Consider the following 15586-nt stretch of genomic DNA (forward strand, 5'->3'; position numbering starts at 1 on the left):
CATGCCAGTGAAGAACCGTTTTGCCGAACTGCACGAAGATATCACCGCCTGGCGGCGCGATATGCACGAAAATCCGGAACTGCTGTTTGATACGCACCGGACGTCCGCACTGGTGGCTGAAAAACTGCAGGCCTTCGGGTGCGATGACGTCGTAACGGGCATCGGCCGGACCGGTGTTGTCGGCGTTATTCGCGGCAAATCAGATACTTCCGGAAAGGTTATTGGTCTGCGCGCCGATATGGATGCGCTTCCGATCCTTGAAGAAACCGGCGTTGAATATGTATCCAAAGAACCGGGTAAAATGCATGCCTGCGGGCATGATGGGCACACCGCAATGCTGCTGGGCGCTGCCCGTTACCTGGCCGAAACGCGCAATTTCGATGGCACCGTCGCTGTTATTTTCCAGCCAGCCGAAGAAGGCGGCGGCGGTGGTCGCGAGATGTGCGAAGACGGCCTTATGGAGCGTTTTGGTATTGACGAGGTCTATGGCATGCACAACTGGCCCGGCATGGAAACGGGCCAGTTCGCTATCCGCACAGGGCCGTTTTTCGCCGCGACAGATATCTTTGAGATCGAGATTGAGGGGAAGGGTGGCCATGCCGCATTCCCGCACCAGACCATTGATCCGACCGTGGTCGCCAGCCACATCGTTCTGGCCGCGCAGTCTATCGCCAGTCGGAACGCCGACCCGGTCGAGCAGCTGGTCATGTCGATCACGTCCTTTGAGACATCCTCAAATGCCTTCAATGTGATCCCGCAGTCTGTGACCCTCAAAGGCACCGCCCGCACGATGAGCAGCGAAGTGCGCGATCTTGTTGAAACGCGTCTGACGCGGCTCGTGGAAGGTGTGGCGGAGAATTTTGGCGCCACCGGGCGTATCAATTACGTGCGCAACTACCCCGTCACGGTGAACCATCCGGAACAGACAGAATTCGCAGCTGATGTAGCGCGCTCAGTGTCAGGGGACTGCGCCGACGCGGAGCTGGTCATGGGAGGCGAGGATTTCGCCTTTATGCTCGAAGAGCGTCCGGGGGCTTATATCCTAATGGGCAACGGGCCAAGCGCGCGGCTGCACCATCCGGAATACAATTTCAACGATGATGCGATCCCCGCAGGCTGCAGCTGGTGGGCGGAAATCGTGGAACGCAGAATGCCTGCGGCCTGAGCGCGACAGGCTCTGGCGTCGTAGGAAGAGCCCGGGGAGCTGGCAACAGCCACCGGGGTTTCTGCCTGACCGGGACGCCTCTGGCCGTTCGTATGCGGGACGCGGTTTCATGCGGACATGCAGACCGAAATGGGCAGGCTGTCAGGCGTCAGCTCATTTCCTCAAGATCCAGTGCGCGGATCAGACGGCGTGCGATCTGGTCCAGTTCTTCCGAACGGCCTCTGACGAAATCACCCGCTGCGGCAACCGCCTGTTTCCGGTAGGGCGTGTTGCTCAGCATCTCATGCACTTCGCCTGCAAGTTCCGCAGTGCCATCGACCAGCACAGCAGCACCGCGCGTCGTCATGCTGTCATAGGTATCTGCGAAATTACGGACATGCTGGCCGGACAGCACTGCTGCATTCGCCTGCGCCACGTCGACAGGGTCGTACCCACCGATTGGCACCAGCGAGCCGCCGAGAAACACGATGTCCGTCAGCGCGTACCAGCTGCCCAGTTCGTCCGGCGCATCCGCAAGATAGACAGAATGCGTATCAGTGATCTTTTCGTCTTTTGACCGTGTCGCGTGAGCCAGACCTGCGGCGTGGATGTGCGTCGCGACCTCGTCAGACCGCTCCGGCTGTTGGGGCACGAGGATCAGCATGAGGTCAGGATGCTGACGCAGCAGGGCCTGATGCGCCGCGAGGATCAATTCTTCTTCTCCGCGGTGCGTAGAGGCCGCGACCCAAACAGGCCGTCCTTTCAGTGACGCGCGAACCCGCGCGGTGATCGCCGGGTCACTTGGCAGCGGGTCGGGGAGCGATCTGAGATCAATGCCCCGGGCCACGCGGTCCGCGGGGGCATTCATGGCAACCATTGCTTCTGCCATATCATCATTCCGGGTCAGTATCAGATCGAAAACCCCAAAGACAAAGGCTGCAGCATCTGGTTTTCTCTCCCATAAATTCCGGGATTTTGGGCCTGGCTGTGCATTGACCAGCGCCATGGGGGTGCCGCGCGCTCTGGTTCTGCGTAACATGACAGGCCGCAGGTCGCATTCGACAAATACAGCTGCCGAAGGCCGCCAGTGCGCGAGGAACCGGCGTACCGGTCCGACGGACTCCAGCGGCGGGAACTGGTGCACCGACCGGGGCGGCTTATGTTCGGCGACAATATAGGCAGAGGTCGGCGTGCCGGACGTGATCAGAAAATGCGCGCGGGGCAGCATCTGGCCCATGCTGCGGATCAGCGACAGAACGGACTGGTTTTCGCCAACAGAGGCCGCATGAAACCAGATCAATGGCCCGCTGCCGGCGCGGGGTGCACTGGCGTTTCCCAGTTTTTCGTGAGCTCTGAGGGCGGGAAACCCCGCACGGCGCAGTTTGCGGATCTCAAACCATGCGGCGAACGGCGTCACCAGCGCGGTGACCACCACGTAGAACCTGAAAAGCAGTGGCGTGCGCATTGGACTGGTCAGCCGCCGGTGTGGCTCATGTGCCGGGACATCTGCCCGTCCGTCCGTTGTCGGGAATAGTCGAAATCGTGTCCCTTTGGCTTCAGCGCAATGGCAGCACGGATGGCGTCCTCAAGCGGGCCGTTATCATCCGGGTGGGCCCGAAGCGGCGCGCGCAGATCAGCCATATCTTCCTGCCCAAGACACATATATATCTCGCCGGTACAGGTGATGCGGACCCTGTTGCAGCTTTCGCAGAAGTTGTGGCTCAGCGGGGTGATGAACCCGATTTTCTGACCCGTTTCCTCGAGCCGCACGTAACGCGCGGGTCCACCGGTGCGTTCTGCCAGATCTGTCACCGTGTAGTGCTCAGCATAGCGCGCGCGCACGTCCTTGAGCGACCAGTATTGACCAAGGCGGTCTTCGTTACCGATATCGCCCATCGGCATGACCTCGATCCAGGTCAGGTCCATATCCCGTTCGGCGCACCACTGTGTGATCGCGGGCAGTTCGGGTTCATTGAACCCCTTCAGCGCCACCGCGTTCAGTTTTACACGCAGACCGGCATTCTGTGCTGCATCAATGCCGCGCAGCACCTGGGGCAGGCGGCCCCAGCGCGTCACATCCGCGAATTTCTGTTCATCAAGCGTGTCGAGCGATACATTCACACGCCGCACACCTGCCGCGTAAAGGTCCTTGGCAAAGCGCTCCAGTTGGCTGCCGTTGGTTGTAAGCGTCAGTTCTTTCAGCTGGCCGCTCTCGAGATGGCGCGACATGCTCTCAAAGAAGGTCATAATGCCTTTGCGCACCAGAGGCTCGCCGCCGGTGATCCGCAGTTTCTGCACGCCCAGGTTCACAAAGGTCGAGCACATGCGGTCCAGCTCTTCGAGCGTGAGCAGTTCCTTTTTTGGCAGGAACGTCATGTTTTCTGACATGCAGTAAACGCAGCGGAAATCGCACCGGTCGGTGACGGAGACCCGCAGATAGGTGATCGCGCGCGCGAAGGGATCAATCAATGGTGCACTCATACCAACAGTGGTAAGCGCTGCGTTAACCGGCGGCAAGAGTATTCCGCATTGTGGGACGGGTGGGCGCGCGCTATGCAGGGAGCATGCAGACAGTGGATCGTGAAATACCTTTGAAGCGCGTGTGTCTGGCTCTGGTGCTGACCGTTGCTGTTGGCGGATGTGAACAGCTTCAGCTTCTCGAACAGCGTGTAAACCTCGAACTTGGCGGCAGCGGGCTGCCGGAACTCACCGCGTCTGAGGCGTCTGAACCGATCGGTGCCGATGGCGTGGCCGATGCCCTTGTGCCCGCGACCGGTGTGCAGACTGCGGCCAGTCTGGATCGCTCATCAGATGCAGAGCGGTCTGCTGCGCGTCGCGTGTCGTCAGCCGGGACTGCACTTGGGGAGACCGTCGCATCGCTCGGTAACCCGGCGGAGCAGGGTTTCTGGCTGAAAACCCCCTTGGTTACTGTTGAAACAAAAGGTGTGGTCACGGATCGGACGACGGGCAGATCCGCGTCGGTAACACTGCTTCCGATTGATGGCCCGGCAACGGCGGGCAGCCGCATTTCGCTGGCCGCCCTGCGCGTTCTTGAGGCACCGCTGACCGCGCTGGTGACATTGTCCGTCCGGCGCGGCGGTTAGTTTCTGCAGTTATTCCACCGTGACCGATTTTGCCAGGTTGCGCGGCTGGTCCACGTCGGTGCCCTTGGCCACGGCCGTGTAATAGGCCAGCAGCTGGGCCGGGATCGCATAGAGGATCGGCGTCACGATTTCGGAGACTGCGGGCAGTTCGATGGTCGCAAATGTCCCTTCGCCGGCTTCCTCAATCCCTTTGCGGTCTGACACCAGAATGACGCGTCCTTTGCGGGCCATGACTTCCTGCATGTTGCTGACTGTTTTGTCGAAAAGCCGGTCCCGCGGCGCCATGACGACAACGGGCACATACTGATCGACAAGGGCAATCGGGCCGTGCTTCAGCTCACCGGAGGCATACCCTTCGGCGTGTATATAGCTGATTTCCTTGAGTTTCAGGGCGCCTTCCATGGCAAGCGGATACATCTGCCCACGCCCCAGAAACAGTACATCCCGTGCCTCGGATATCTTCTGGGCGGTGCGCTGTGTCTCTTCGCTGATCCCCAGAGCCTGGCTGATCACGCCGGGCACGCCGCGCAGTGCTGCGATATGATCCCTGAGCGTTTCGTCATCAATTGTGCCGCGGTCCCGGGCGGCTTTCAGCGCCATCATGAGCAGGACAATAAGCTGACAGGTATAGGCTTTGGTCGAGGCCACGCCCACTTCGACACCTGCATAGATCGGCAGCACCAGATCGCTCTCGCGGGCGATTGAGCTTTCCGGCACATTCACCACTGACATGATGTGCGACACCTTGCCCTGACAGAACCGCAGGGCGGCGAGCGTGTCCGCCGTCTCACCGGACTGGCTGACGAACAGGGCCGCCGTATTCGCCGGGATCGGCGGTTCGCGATAACGGAATTCAGATGCTACATCGACATCGACGGGCAGCCGCGCGATTTCCTCAAACCAGTGCTTTGCCGACAGGCAGGCAAGATAAGCCGTGCCGCAGGCCACGAGGGTCAGGCGCTCTGTTTTGGCGAAATCCACGCCACCTTCCGGCAGAGTGATGGTGCCGTCAGACGACAGATAGTGGCTCAGCGCACCGGCCATAACAGAAGGCTGTTCGGCGATCTCCTTGGCCATGAAGTGTTTGTGACCGGCTTTGTCGATACGCGTGGCGTCCGCCTGGATCGTCTGAACAGGCCGCTCAACGGGATTTCCTGCGCTGTCTGTGATCGACAGGGTGGTGCGTGTCATGAACACGCGGTCACCCTCTTCGAGATAGGTGATCTGATCCGTCATCGGCGCCAGGGCAATCGCATCCGACCCCAGATACATTTCGCCGTCCCCATGCCCTACCGCAAGCGGTGAGCCTTTGCGCGCGCCGATCATCAGATCGTCCTCGCCTGAGAACAGGAAGGCGAGTGCGAAAGCACCCTCAAGCCGGTCGAGGGTCCGGTGCGCTGCGTCGGCGGGGCTCAGCCCCCGGCTGAGGTAATGCTGCGCCAGCAGGCTGACGGTTTCGGTATCCGTGTCTGTGACGCAGGTCAGACCGTTTTCGGCCAGCTCTGTGCGCAGATCACGGAAGTTTTCGATGATGCCGTTGTGCACAACAGCCACGGGTCCCGACTGGTGCGGATGGGCATTGTTTACCGAAGGTTCGCCGTGCGTGGCCCAGCGGGTATGGCCTATCCCGGACTTGCCCGCCAGAGGTTCATGCACCAGCAGATCGGACAGGCTGACCAGTTTGCCTACGGCCCGCCGGCGGTCGAGCACGCCATTGCTCACAGTGGCAATCCCGGCGCTGTCATAGCCCCGGTATTCGAGCCGTTTCAGCGCTTCCACAAGAATGGGAGCGACTTCATGATCGCCAAGGACCCCTACAATACCACACATTTTCAGCTGCCTCGCTGCTGTTTGGCCTTCCTGGCCTTCAGAATTTGCAACAATTTTGTTGCCATGCCCGGTTTTTCGACCTGATGCGCCCGTGCAAGGGCCAGAGCCTCCGGTTCGACGTCTGACGTGATCACCGATCCGCTGCCTGTCATTGCGGAATCGCCGATATGTACCGGAGCGACCAGCATCGTGTTCGAGCCAATGAAAACATTGTCCCCGATGTGGGTGCGGTGCTTCATCACGCCGTCATAATTACAGGTAATCGTGCCGGCGCCGACGTTGGTTCCGCTCCCCAGTGTGGCGTCGCCGATGTAGCTGAGGTGGTTGACTTTGGTGCCCGGACCAATCTGCGCGTTTTTGACCTCAACAAAGTTGCCGACACGCACATCCTCAGAAAGCTCCGCACCGGGGCGCAGGCGCGCGTAGGGGCCAACGATGCCGCCACGCGCCACATGACAGCCTTCGAGATGCGAAAAGGCGCGTATCACAGCGCCACTTTCAACGGTGACCCCGGGACCGAAAACCACATTGGGTTCGATGACCGTGTCGCGCCCCACAACTGTGTCCAGGGCGAACTGGACCGTGTCAGGGGCGGGCATCGTCACACCGTTTTCAAAGGCCGCAGCGCGGGCACGTGCCTGAAAGGCCGCCTCGGCACCTGCCAGTTCGGCCCGTGTGTTGATGCCCAGGGTCTCGGCCTCATCACAGGTGACCGCTGTTGCCTTCAGACCCCGCGCGCGGGCCAGTCCCACCACGTCCGTCAGGTAGTATTCGCCAGAGGCGTTATCATTCCCGGTGGCCTCAATGAGGTCAAACAGCAACGCCGCATCGCAGGCCAGTACCCCGCTGTTGCAAAGGCTGATCTGCCGCTCAGCGTCGCTGGCGTCCTTGAATTCGACGATCCGTTCCAGACTGTCACCGGTCATGACCAGCCGGCCATAGCGACCCGGGTCCGCGGCCTCAAAACCAAGAACCACAACGTCATGACCTGCGCCGCGCGCGGCAAGCATGGCAGACAGGGTTTCGGGCTGCACGAAAGGTGTGTCGCCGAACAGAACAATTGCGGTGCCGTCGAAACCAGCCAGAGCAGTCCTGGCCTGGGCTGCGGCATGGCCGGTGCCGAGCTGCTCCGTCTGTTCTGCCACATGCACGGTCGGATCCTGTTCCAGGGCCGCGCGGCGCACCTGTTCGGCTCCATGCCCTGCAACAACAACGGTATGTTCCGGTGCAAGCGTGGCACCCGCACGCATCGCATGGGCCAGGAGCGGCGCTGACCCCAGCGGGTGAAGAACTTTCGGCAGGTCCGAGTTCATCCTGGTGCCTTTGCCAGCGGCAAGGATGATAAGGGCGGTTTTCATGCGGTTTCTCTTTGTAATCCGTCGGGCGCCTGTTTATCCGCTGGGTCGTGTGGCGCAAGCGTGGCGCAATCAAACATGGTTGCGTGTTGCAACAATGTGTGCGCCTTTTTGCCAATGCGTCGCCCGGGGGCGGGAGTAATCGAATGAAAACAGTGATCTTTGATCTGGACGGCACGCTGGCAGACACCAGCGGTGACCTGATTGCGGCGGCGAATGTCTGTTTCCGCGACATGGGTGCGGGTGATCTGCTGGACCCGGGCCGCGATGCGGGTACGGCCCTGCGCGGGGGACGGGCGATGCTGCGGTTGGGCATGGCACGCCAGGGACGGGCAGATGATGAGGACACGATCGACCGGTATTATCCTGTGCTGCTGGAGGCCTACGGTACGGCCATTGATGTGCACACGTACCTTTATCCGGGGGCGATGGAGGCTGTCGCAGAACTGGAGCGGCTGGGATTTGGCGTGGGCATCTGCACCAACAAACCGGAGGCGCTGGCCGAAACGCTGATGCAGCGCCTTGGCGTGCGAGATGCCTTTGCCTCGCTGGTGGGGGCAGATACGCTGCCGGTGCGCAAACCCGATCCTGAACCGCTTTTTGAGGCCGCACGGCGCGCGGGCGGAGACCCCGCACAATGCATCCTGATCGGAGATTCGGATACCGACCGGAACACAGCGCGTGCCGCGGGGGTACCCAGCGTTCTGGTGACCTTCGGGCCGGCTGGCGGCGATATGGCCGCGCTGGAGCCTGAAGCGCTGCTGGAGCGCTTTTCCGATCTTCCCGCTCTTGCCACCCGTTTGCTGGCTTGACCGGGCCGCGATCTTCCCCTCACTCTTTCTGCAGCGCGCGGAGGTTCAAATGACAGACGTATTCAAAGGCAGTTTCACGCAACAGGAACCGATCCCGGAGGCCGGCATCGAGGCGGCGGTTGAGGTCATGCGGCACGGCCGTCTGCACCGCTACAACACGGTGCCGGGTGAGCTCAGCGAGACCGCACTGCTGGAGCAGGAATTCGCTGCTCTGACTGGCGCGCGCTATTGCGTGGCCGTGGCCTCGGGCGGATATGCGATGGCTACCGCGCTGCGCGCGGCGGGTGTGGTGCCGGGCGACCACGTTCTGTCCAACGCCTTCACACTGGCGCCGGTACCCGGGGCGATTGCGGCAGTGGGGGCGGTTCCGGTTTTTGTTGGCGTGACAGAAGCGTTGACCATCGATCTTGATGATCTTGAGGCTAAAGCAGACGGGGCGAAATTCCTGCTGCTCAGCCATATGCGGGGTCATATCTGTGACATGGAACGGCTGATGGACATCTGCAACAGGGCCGGGATTACCGTAATTGAGGATTGCGCCCATACCATGGGGGCCGCGTGGAAAGACGTGCCGTCGGGGCGCAGTGGCGCGGCGGGATGCTATTCCTGCCAGACGTACAAACACGTCAATTCCGGCGAGGGCGGGTTTCTTGTCACCGACGATGCCGAGCTTGCTGCCCGCGCGGTTATGATGTCCGGCTCTTATATGCTGTATGAACGCCACCTGGCCGCACCACCCAAAGAAGCTTTTGAGACCATCCGCTATGAAACGCCGAACATTTCCGGTCGCATGGACAATCTCCGGGCAGCGGTCCTGCGCCCGCAACTGGCAGACCTGCAGACCCAGTGCCGCCGCTGGAACGAACGGTATGTCCGGCTGGAGACCGGCCTGCGAGGCACGCCAGGGCTGACCGTTATCGAGCGCCCGTCGGAGGAAACCATTGTCGGCTCCTCCATTCAGTTTCTGCTGCTGGACTGGACGGATGATGCGGTGCGGGACGTGATCGCGCGCTGTGCCGCGCGTGGTGTTGAGCTGAAGTGGTTCGGCGCACCAGAACCGCAGGCCTTTACCAGCCGCTATGACAGCTGGCGCTATGCGCCGTCCGCGCCGATGCCCGCCAGTGACCGTGTGCTTGCCGGTGTGGTGGACATGCGTGTGCCGCTGACCTTTTCGCTGAAGGATTGCGATCAGATTGCCCGCATTATCCGGTCAGAGGTCGGTGCTGTCTGGCAGGACGCTGCCTGACGTGCGACGTGCCGGGCCGGCGTCCTCTGTAACTGAGCACAATCTGCAGACCCGCGCGGGGGCGGTTTTGCTGCGCTGCGGCTTGACCGCCCTGAAATCTTCGCCGTAATATATGAACAAGTGTTCAATAAATTCTGGTGACAGAATCAGCAGGGGGACCGTGCCGCATGTTTAATGCGACGATGCAGTTTGATCTGGGCGAGGATATCAATGCGCTGCGCGACATGGTGCACCGCTGGGCGCAGGACCGTGTCGCCCCGATGGCCGCAGAAATTGACAGCTCAAACTGCTTTCCGCCTGAGCTCTGGACCGAGATGGGAGAGCTGGGCCTGCTGGGGATCACCGTTGATGAAGACTACGGCGGTGCGGGCATGTCGTATCTCGCGCATACAGTCGCCATTGAGGAAATAGCCCGCGCCAGTGCCTCTGTTTCGCTCTCTTATGGCGCGCATTCAAATCTCTGCGTGAACCAGATCAAGCTCAACGGAACGCATGAGCAGAAAGAGAAATATCTGCCGGGGCTGATCTCGGGTCAGAATGTCGGTGCTCTTGCGATGTCTGAAGCGGGCGCCGGATCTGATGTGGTGTCGATGAAACTGCGCGCTGAAAAGCGCAACGATCATTACCGTCTGAACGGCAATAAATACTGGATCACTAATGGTCCGGACGCGGATACCCTTGTGGTCTATGCCAAGACGGACCCGGATGCGGGATCGAAGGGGATTACCGCTTTTCTGATCGAAAAAGAGATGACCGGTTTTTCGACAAGCCCCCATTTCGACAAGCTGGGCATGCGGGGGTCCAACACGGCCGAGCTGATCTTTGAGGACGTTCAGGTGCCCTTTGAGAACGTGCTGGGCGAAGAGGGGCGGGGTGTCGCCGTGCTGATGTCCGGTCTGGATTACGAACGCGTGGTGCTGGCCGGGATCGGAACCGGCATCATGGCGGCCTGTCTGGATGCTATTATGCCTTATCTTTCAGAGCGTAAGCAGTTCGGCCAGCCCATCGGGAACTTTCAGCTGATGCAGGGCAAAATCGCCGATATGTATACCGCGATGAATTCCGCGCGGGCGTATGTTTACGAGGTGGCCAAGGCTTGTGACCGGGGCGATGTGACCCGTCAGGACGCGGCGGCCTGCTGTCTTTATGCCTCGGAGCAGGCGATGGTGCAGGCGCATCAGGCCGTCCAGGCGATGGGCGGTGCCGGGTTCCTGAGCGACAGCCCGGTGAGCCGGCTGTTCCGCGATGCAAAGCTGATGGAGATCGGGGCCGGCACATCGGAAATCCGCCGGATGCTGGTCGGACGCGAACTGATGGCGGCCATGACATGACGCGCGGCAGGGGCTGACAGCCATGCCGCGGTGGCTCTGGTTCGCACCGCTTGCCTGCCCGGCGGTCGCCGCCGCCGGGTGGGGGTTCCGGATGGGGTGGATCGCGGCGACGATAACGGAGACGGATGTGATCGAAACATTTGCCGCAGAATACACGAGCACCGTTGGCGCGGGCGCAAAGCGGACAGACTGCGTCGCCCGTCCGGGCACAGGCCAAGGCGTCTGGATCACCGTGACCTGCACAGCGCCGGACGGCAGGCCGTACCGCTATTCCGCAGACCGTTTCGGGCGCCGTCTGCCAGCGGATACCGTGCCACAAAGTTCAGAGGAGCCGCGGACATGACGCTGATTTGCAACAGGTTTTCGGGACTGCGCCGGGTTCAGGGGTATACCCGATGCGTCTGACATCTTCGGTGCTGACCGGGTCAGACGACTTCCGTGCCAATGAAGAGGCGCATCTTGCCGCGCTGGCTGATGTTGCGGCGGCGGCGGAGGCTGCGGCACTGGGTGGCGGCGAACGGTCGCGCGCGCGGCACGTCGCGCGGGGCAAGCTGCTGCCGCGTGACCGGGTGGCGGAACTGCTTGATCCGGGCAGCCCGTTTCTGGAGATCGGCGCGACTGCCGCGCACGGACTTTACGGGGGCGATGCCCCCTGTGCCGGTGTGATTGCGGGCATTGGCCGGGTTGAAGGGACGGACGTGATGGTCGTGTGCAATGATGCGACCGTGAAGGGCGGCACCTACTATCCGATGACCGTCAAAAAGCACCTGCGCGCCCAGGAAATTGCCGCCGAAAACCACCTGCCGTGCATTTACCTGGTGGACAGTGGTGGGGCCAACCTGCCCAACCAGGACGAGGTCTTTCCGGACCGGGATCATTTTGGGCGGATCTTTTACAATCAGGCGCGCATGAGTGCTGCGGGGATTGCGCAGATTGCGGTTGTCATGGGCTCCTGCACGGCCGGTGGTGCCTATGTGCCGGCCATGTCAGATGTCTCAATTATCGTTCGGAATCAAGGCACTATCTTTCTGGCGGGGCCGCCGCTGGTCAAAGAGGCCACGGGCGAAGTGGTCAGCGCCGAAGACCTCGGCGGCGGTGATGTGCACACCCGTCTGAGCGGCGTGGCGGATTATCTGGCCGAGGACGACGGTCACGCGCTGGCGCTCGCCCGCCGTGCGGTCCGCGCGCTCAACCACAAAAAGCCGGACACGGTGACCTGGGCTGCACCCGAAGAACCCGCCTATGATCCTGCCGAACTTCTGGGTGTTGTGCCCGCCGATCTGCGCAGGCCTTACGACATCCGCGAGGTGATCGCGCGACTGGTTGATGGCTCGCGGTTTGACGAGTTCAAGGCGCGGTTTGGTGAAACGCTGGTGACCGGGTTCGCGCATATCAAAGGCTGCCCCGTGGGCATTGTCGCCAACAATGGTGTGCTGTTTTCCGAATCCGCACAGAAGGGCACGCATTTTGTAGAGCTCTGTTCGCAGCGCCGTATCCCACTGATTTTTCTTCAGAATATCACCGGTTTTATGGTCGGTCGCAAATATTCGAACGAGGGAATTGCCCGGCATGGGGCCAAGATGGTGACGGCTGTGGCCTCGACCTCTGTGCCCAAAATCACCATGCTGGTGGGTGGCTCTTTCGGGGCAGGCAACTACGGTATGGCGGGTCGCGCCTACAGCCCGCGGTTCATGTGGACATGGCCCAACAGCCGCATTTCGGTGATGGGCGGGCCGCAGGCCGCGGGCGTGCTGGCAACGGTGAAACGCGAGGCGATGGAACGTAAGGGCGAGGCCTGGAGCGCGGCAGAGGAAGAGGCGTTCCGCCAGCCCACCATCGACCAGTTCGAGGCGCAGAGCCACCCGCTCTATGCTTCCGCGCGGCTGTGGGATGACGGCATTATCGACCCGCGCCGCTCACGCGATGTGCTGTCGCTGTCGCTGTCGGCGGCGCTCAATGCACCGATTGAGGAGACGCGTTTCGGCGTCTTCCGGATGTGACGGAGGGCGGGTCGGTGGCACGTCGGTATCACGTCGGTACAACGTCGGTATTACGTCGGTGCGCAGCGCACGGGGGAGCAGGGATATGGTAACCTTTTCAGCCGCGGTTGCGGCGCGGAGCATGGGCCATGTTTGACAGAATTCTGATCGCGAACCGGAGCGAGATTGCCTGCCGGGTGATGGAGACCGCAGCAAGGCTCGGGGTTGGTACGGTGGCCGTGTATTCGGACGCGGATGCGGATGCGAAACACGTGGCAATGGCGGACTGCGCGGTGCACATCGGCGGGGCGGCACCCGCAGAGAGCTATCTGCGCGGGGAAGCGATCGTTCAGGCGGCGCTGGACAGCGGCGCGCAGGCCATTCACCCCGGCTATGGTTTCCTGAGTGAGAACCCGGATTTCGTTGAGGCCGTCGAAGCGGCAGGTCTGGTGTTTATCGGGCCGCCCGCAGAGGCGATCCGCGCGATGGGTCTCAAGGACGCGGCCAAAGCGCTGATGGTGGAGGCGGGCGTGCCGGTGGTGCCGGGCTATCACGGGGAGGATCAGGACGATGCGTTGCTGGCGCGTGAGGCGGAAAAGATCGGCTATCCGGTGCTGATCAAAGCCGTGGCAGGCGGCGGCGGCAAGGGGATGCGGCTGGTGGAGGACCCGGCGGGTTTCGCCGATGCACTGGCCTCGGCGCGGGCGGAAGCGCAGGGCGCTTTCGGCAATGCCGATGTGCTGGTTGAAAAATTCGCAACCGCGCCGCGCCATATCGAAGTGCAGGTTTTCGGCGATGGCACACGGGCCGTGTATCTTTTCGAACGGGATTGTTCGCTGCAGCGTCGCCATCAGAAGGTGATCGAAGAGGCCCCCGCACCGGGCATGACCGACGACGTGCGTGCGGCGATGGGGGCGGCGGCCGTTCGGGCGGCAGAGGCCATCGGGTACAGCGGGGCCGGTACGGTTGAGTTCATTGTGGACGGCTCGGATGGTCTGCGCCCCGACGGGTTCTGGTTTATGGAGATGAATACCCGCCTGCAGGTCGAACACCCGGTGACCGAGGCGGTGACGGGCGTCGATCTGGTGGAATGGCAGCTGCGGGTGGCGTCCGGTGAGCCATTGCCCGCGCGGCAGGAGGATCTGTCACTGACGGGCCATGCCTTTGAGGCCCGTCTTTATGCCGAAGATGTGCCGGCCGGGTTTCTGCCTGCCACCGGCACCCTGGGGCATCTGTCTTTTCCACCGGGCGTGCGGGCCGACAGCGGTGTGCGCAGTGGTGATGTGATCAGCCCCTGGTACGATCCGATGATCGCCAAGCTGATCGTGCATGGTCCGACACGGGCGGCGGCGCTTGCGCAGCTGGCGCGCGGGCTGGAGCAGACGCGGGTGGCGGGCACGGTGACGAACCTTGGTTTTCTGGGCGCGCTGGCACGGCATGAGGGATTTGCCGCAGGCGAGGTGGATACCGGCCTGATCGGGCGGGAGACAGACGCGCTGACGGCTGCACCGGACGAGACGCCGCTGCACCGGGTTGCCGCCGGGATGGCGGTGCTGGGTCTGTGCGATCAGCCGGAGGATGCGGGCTTTGCGCTCTGGCAGCCGATGCGGCGGCGTGTGACGCTGTCCCGGGCGGGTGAAGACCTGACACTGGGTGTCACGGTGACCGGCCCCCGCAGTCAGATCTGGGATGTGGATAATACGGAAATCATGCTGGAGCATCGCGGCGGCTGCTGGCAGGCCGGGGGCACGCCGGTACCGGACGCCTTTGTGTCAGATGGCAGCGTCACGGTTTTTGATGCCTTTGGGATAACGTACGGGTGGCTCGATCCGCTGCAGCGCGACACGGGTGCTGCGGGTGACGGCAATCTGATCGAGGCGCCGATGCCGGGTGTGGTGCGGGCTATGAACGCGGCCGTGGGCCAGACGGTAAACAAAGGCGACCGGCTGGCGCTGCTGGAGGCGATGAAGATGGAGCATGCGCTGCTGGCCGCGCGTGATGGTGTGGTGGCCGAGGTGCTGGTGCAGGCGGGCGACCAGGTCGAGGCCGGTGCCGCCCTGATCCGGCTGGAGCCGGAGGCGGGGGACGCATGATCACACTGCATCACTGTCCGCAGACCCGGTCGATGCGCACACTGTGGCTGCTGCATGAAATGGAAGCGTCGTTTCAGCTGCGCTCTTACCCGTTTGACCGGACGCTGCGGGAGCCTGGGTTTCTGACGCTGTCTCCGGCGGGCCGCGTGCCCGCGCTGGAGATCGACGGGGAACGGATGTTCGAAACGGGGGCCATCACGGAATACCTGTGCGAGCGGTTCAGCCCGGAGCGTCTGGGCCGGATGCCGGGCACGCCGGAGCGGATGTCCTGGCTCGTCTGGCTGCATTTTGCGGAAACCGTGAGCCAGCATACTGCCGCGCTGACCCAGCAGCATGTGGCGCTTTATGAAGACAGTATGCGCAGTCCCATTGTGATGAAACTGGAAGCCGCGCGTCTGGTGAAATGCTATGATGCCATTGAGGCCCGGCTGGAGGATCCGCTGGGCGCGCGGGATTACCTGTTATCGGGCGGGTTTTCTGCCGCGGATATTTCGGTCGCGCAGGCTGTTTACATGGCGCGGCACTTTGCGCGCACGGACGGGCATCCGGCGCTGAGCGCCTGGTACGAACGGGTCACGGACCGCGAAAGTTTCGCCGCCGCCCTGCCCAAAGGGGACGGTATCTACGCGCAGGATTTTTACGCGCCCTGGCCGGTGGAATGACCGCGCGGGCGCCAGAGGGGGAGAAGACAG

At 62.3% G+C, this 15586-nt stretch carries 13 protein-coding genes; 9 read left to right on the top strand and 4 right to left on the bottom strand.

What is annotated here, in order from left to right; all coding sequences use genetic code 11:
• Position 1 precedes the first annotated feature (1 nt).
• Entirely contained in the window at positions 2–1165 is a 1164-nt protein-coding gene (locus ACZ1HA_RS04885; protein ID WP_472713081.1) for a M20 aminoacylase family protein, read from the top strand.
• 148 nt (positions 1166–1313) lie between these two features.
• Here the strand turns inward: ACZ1HA_RS04885 and ACZ1HA_RS04890 are convergent, their stop codons facing one another.
• Both ACZ1HA_RS04890 and moaA read right to left on the bottom strand, forming a co-directional pair.
• Positions 1314–2609 (bottom strand): 3-deoxy-D-manno-octulosonic acid transferase, encoded by a 1296-nt coding sequence (locus tag ACZ1HA_RS04890; protein ID WP_472713082.1) that lies wholly within the window; start codon positions 2607–2609, stop codon positions 1314–1316.
• 8 nt (positions 2610–2617) lie between these two features.
• Positions 2618–3625: a GTP 3',8-cyclase MoaA gene (gene moaA / locus ACZ1HA_RS04895; protein ID WP_375230871.1), complete on the bottom strand. Its 1008-nt coding sequence runs from the start codon at positions 3623–3625 to the stop codon at positions 2618–2620.
• Positions 3626–3708: 83 nt separating this feature from the next.
• Between moaA and ACZ1HA_RS04900 the strand changes: the two genes are divergently transcribed.
• Positions 3709–4248 (top strand): hypothetical protein, encoded by a 540-nt coding sequence (locus ACZ1HA_RS04900; RefSeq protein ID WP_472713083.1) that lies wholly within the window; start codon positions 3709–3711, stop codon positions 4246–4248.
• A gap of 9 nt (positions 4249–4257) precedes the next feature.
• Here ACZ1HA_RS04900 and glmS read toward each other — a convergent pair whose 3' ends face one another.
• Together glmS and glmU are read right to left on the bottom strand one after the other, a co-directional pair.
• The gene (glmS, locus tag ACZ1HA_RS04905; RefSeq protein WP_472713084.1) at positions 4258–6078 is read right to left on the bottom strand and encodes a glutamine--fructose-6-phosphate transaminase (isomerizing); all 1821 of its coding nucleotides are present in this window, start codon (positions 6076–6078) and stop codon (positions 4258–4260) included.
• Positions 6079–6080: 2 nt separating this feature from the next.
• Positions 6081–7436 carry a bifunctional UDP-N-acetylglucosamine diphosphorylase/glucosamine-1-phosphate N-acetyltransferase GlmU gene (gene glmU, locus ACZ1HA_RS04910; protein ID WP_472713085.1) on the bottom strand — a complete coding sequence of 452 codons (1356 nt, stop codon included), beginning with the start codon at positions 7434–7436 and terminating at the stop codon, positions 6081–6083.
• Between the two features lie 143 nt (positions 7437–7579).
• On the opposite strand from glmU, the gene ACZ1HA_RS04915 reads away from it, so the two are divergent.
• From ACZ1HA_RS04915 to ACZ1HA_RS04945, 7 genes are all read left to right on the top strand, one after another.
• Entirely contained in the window at positions 7580–8245 is a 666-nt protein-coding gene (locus ACZ1HA_RS04915) for an HAD-IA family hydrolase (protein ID WP_472713086.1), read from the top strand.
• Between the two features lie 49 nt (positions 8246–8294).
• On the top strand, positions 8295–9491 hold the full coding sequence (locus ACZ1HA_RS04920; RefSeq protein ID WP_472713087.1) for a DegT/DnrJ/EryC1/StrS family aminotransferase: 1197 nt from the start codon (positions 8295–8297) through the stop codon (positions 9489–9491).
• Positions 9492–9658: 167 nt separating this feature from the next.
• Complete coding sequence (locus tag ACZ1HA_RS04925) at positions 9659–10822, top strand: isovaleryl-CoA dehydrogenase (protein ID WP_472713088.1); 1164 nt, start codon at positions 9659–9661, stop codon at positions 10820–10822.
• Between the two features lie 22 nt (positions 10823–10844).
• Positions 10845–11165, top strand: a complete 321-nt coding sequence (locus tag ACZ1HA_RS04930; RefSeq protein WP_375228105.1) for a hypothetical protein — start codon at positions 10845–10847, stop codon at positions 11163–11165.
• Positions 11166–11217: 52 nt separating this feature from the next.
• Positions 11218–12822 (top strand): carboxyl transferase domain-containing protein, encoded by a 1605-nt coding sequence (locus tag ACZ1HA_RS04935; protein ID WP_472713089.1) that lies wholly within the window; start codon positions 11218–11220, stop codon positions 12820–12822.
• A gap of 128 nt (positions 12823–12950) precedes the next feature.
• Entirely contained in the window at positions 12951–14894 is a 1944-nt protein-coding gene (locus tag ACZ1HA_RS04940) for an acetyl/propionyl/methylcrotonyl-CoA carboxylase subunit alpha (protein WP_472713090.1), read from the top strand.
• Positions 14891–15556 (top strand): glutathione S-transferase family protein, encoded by a 666-nt coding sequence (locus tag ACZ1HA_RS04945; RefSeq protein ID WP_472713091.1) that lies wholly within the window; start codon positions 14891–14893, stop codon positions 15554–15556. Before ACZ1HA_RS04940 ends, ACZ1HA_RS04945 begins: the two co-directional genes overlap by 4 nt.
• The last annotated feature ends 30 nt before the right edge of the window (positions 15557–15586 follow it).

It is taken from the genome of Roseobacter sp. S87 (assembly GCF_055693285.1).

Bases quoted from the DNA above. Each gene is read 5' to 3' on its own strand.
- ACZ1HA_RS04915 (WP_472713086.1), top strand. From the start codon at position 7,580: ATGAAAACAGTGATCTTTGATCTGGACGGCACGCTGGCAGACACCAGC.
- ACZ1HA_RS04890 (WP_472713082.1), bottom strand. From the start codon at position 2,609: ATGCGCACGCCACTGCTTTTCAGGTTCTACGTGGTGGTCACCGCGCTG.
- moaA (WP_375230871.1), bottom strand. From the start codon at position 3,625: ATGAGTGCACCATTGATTGATCCCTTCGCGCGCGCGATCACCTATCTG.
- ACZ1HA_RS04940 (WP_472713090.1), top strand. From the start codon at position 12,951: ATGTTTGACAGAATTCTGATCGCGAACCGGAGCGAGATTGCCTGCCGG.
- ACZ1HA_RS04930 (WP_375228105.1), top strand. From the start codon at position 10,845: ATGCCGCGGTGGCTCTGGTTCGCACCGCTTGCCTGCCCGGCGGTCGCC.
- ACZ1HA_RS04900 (WP_472713083.1), top strand. From the start codon at position 3,709: ATGCAGACAGTGGATCGTGAAATACCTTTGAAGCGCGTGTGTCTGGCT.
- glmS (WP_472713084.1), bottom strand. From the start codon at position 6,078: ATGTGTGGTATTGTAGGGGTCCTTGGCGATCATGAAGTCGCTCCCATT.
- glmU (WP_472713085.1), bottom strand. From the start codon at position 7,436: ATGAAAACCGCCCTTATCATCCTTGCCGCTGGCAAAGGCACCAGGATG.
- ACZ1HA_RS04945 (WP_472713091.1), top strand. From the start codon at position 14,891: ATGATCACACTGCATCACTGTCCGCAGACCCGGTCGATGCGCACACTG.
- ACZ1HA_RS04935 (WP_472713089.1), top strand. From the start codon at position 11,218: ATGCGTCTGACATCTTCGGTGCTGACCGGGTCAGACGACTTCCGTGCC.
- ACZ1HA_RS04920 (WP_472713087.1), top strand. From the start codon at position 8,295: ATGACAGACGTATTCAAAGGCAGTTTCACGCAACAGGAACCGATCCCG.
- ACZ1HA_RS04885 (WP_472713081.1), top strand. From the start codon at position 2: ATGCCAGTGAAGAACCGTTTTGCCGAACTGCACGAAGATATCACCGCC.
- ACZ1HA_RS04925 (WP_472713088.1), top strand. From the start codon at position 9,659: ATGTTTAATGCGACGATGCAGTTTGATCTGGGCGAGGATATCAATGCG.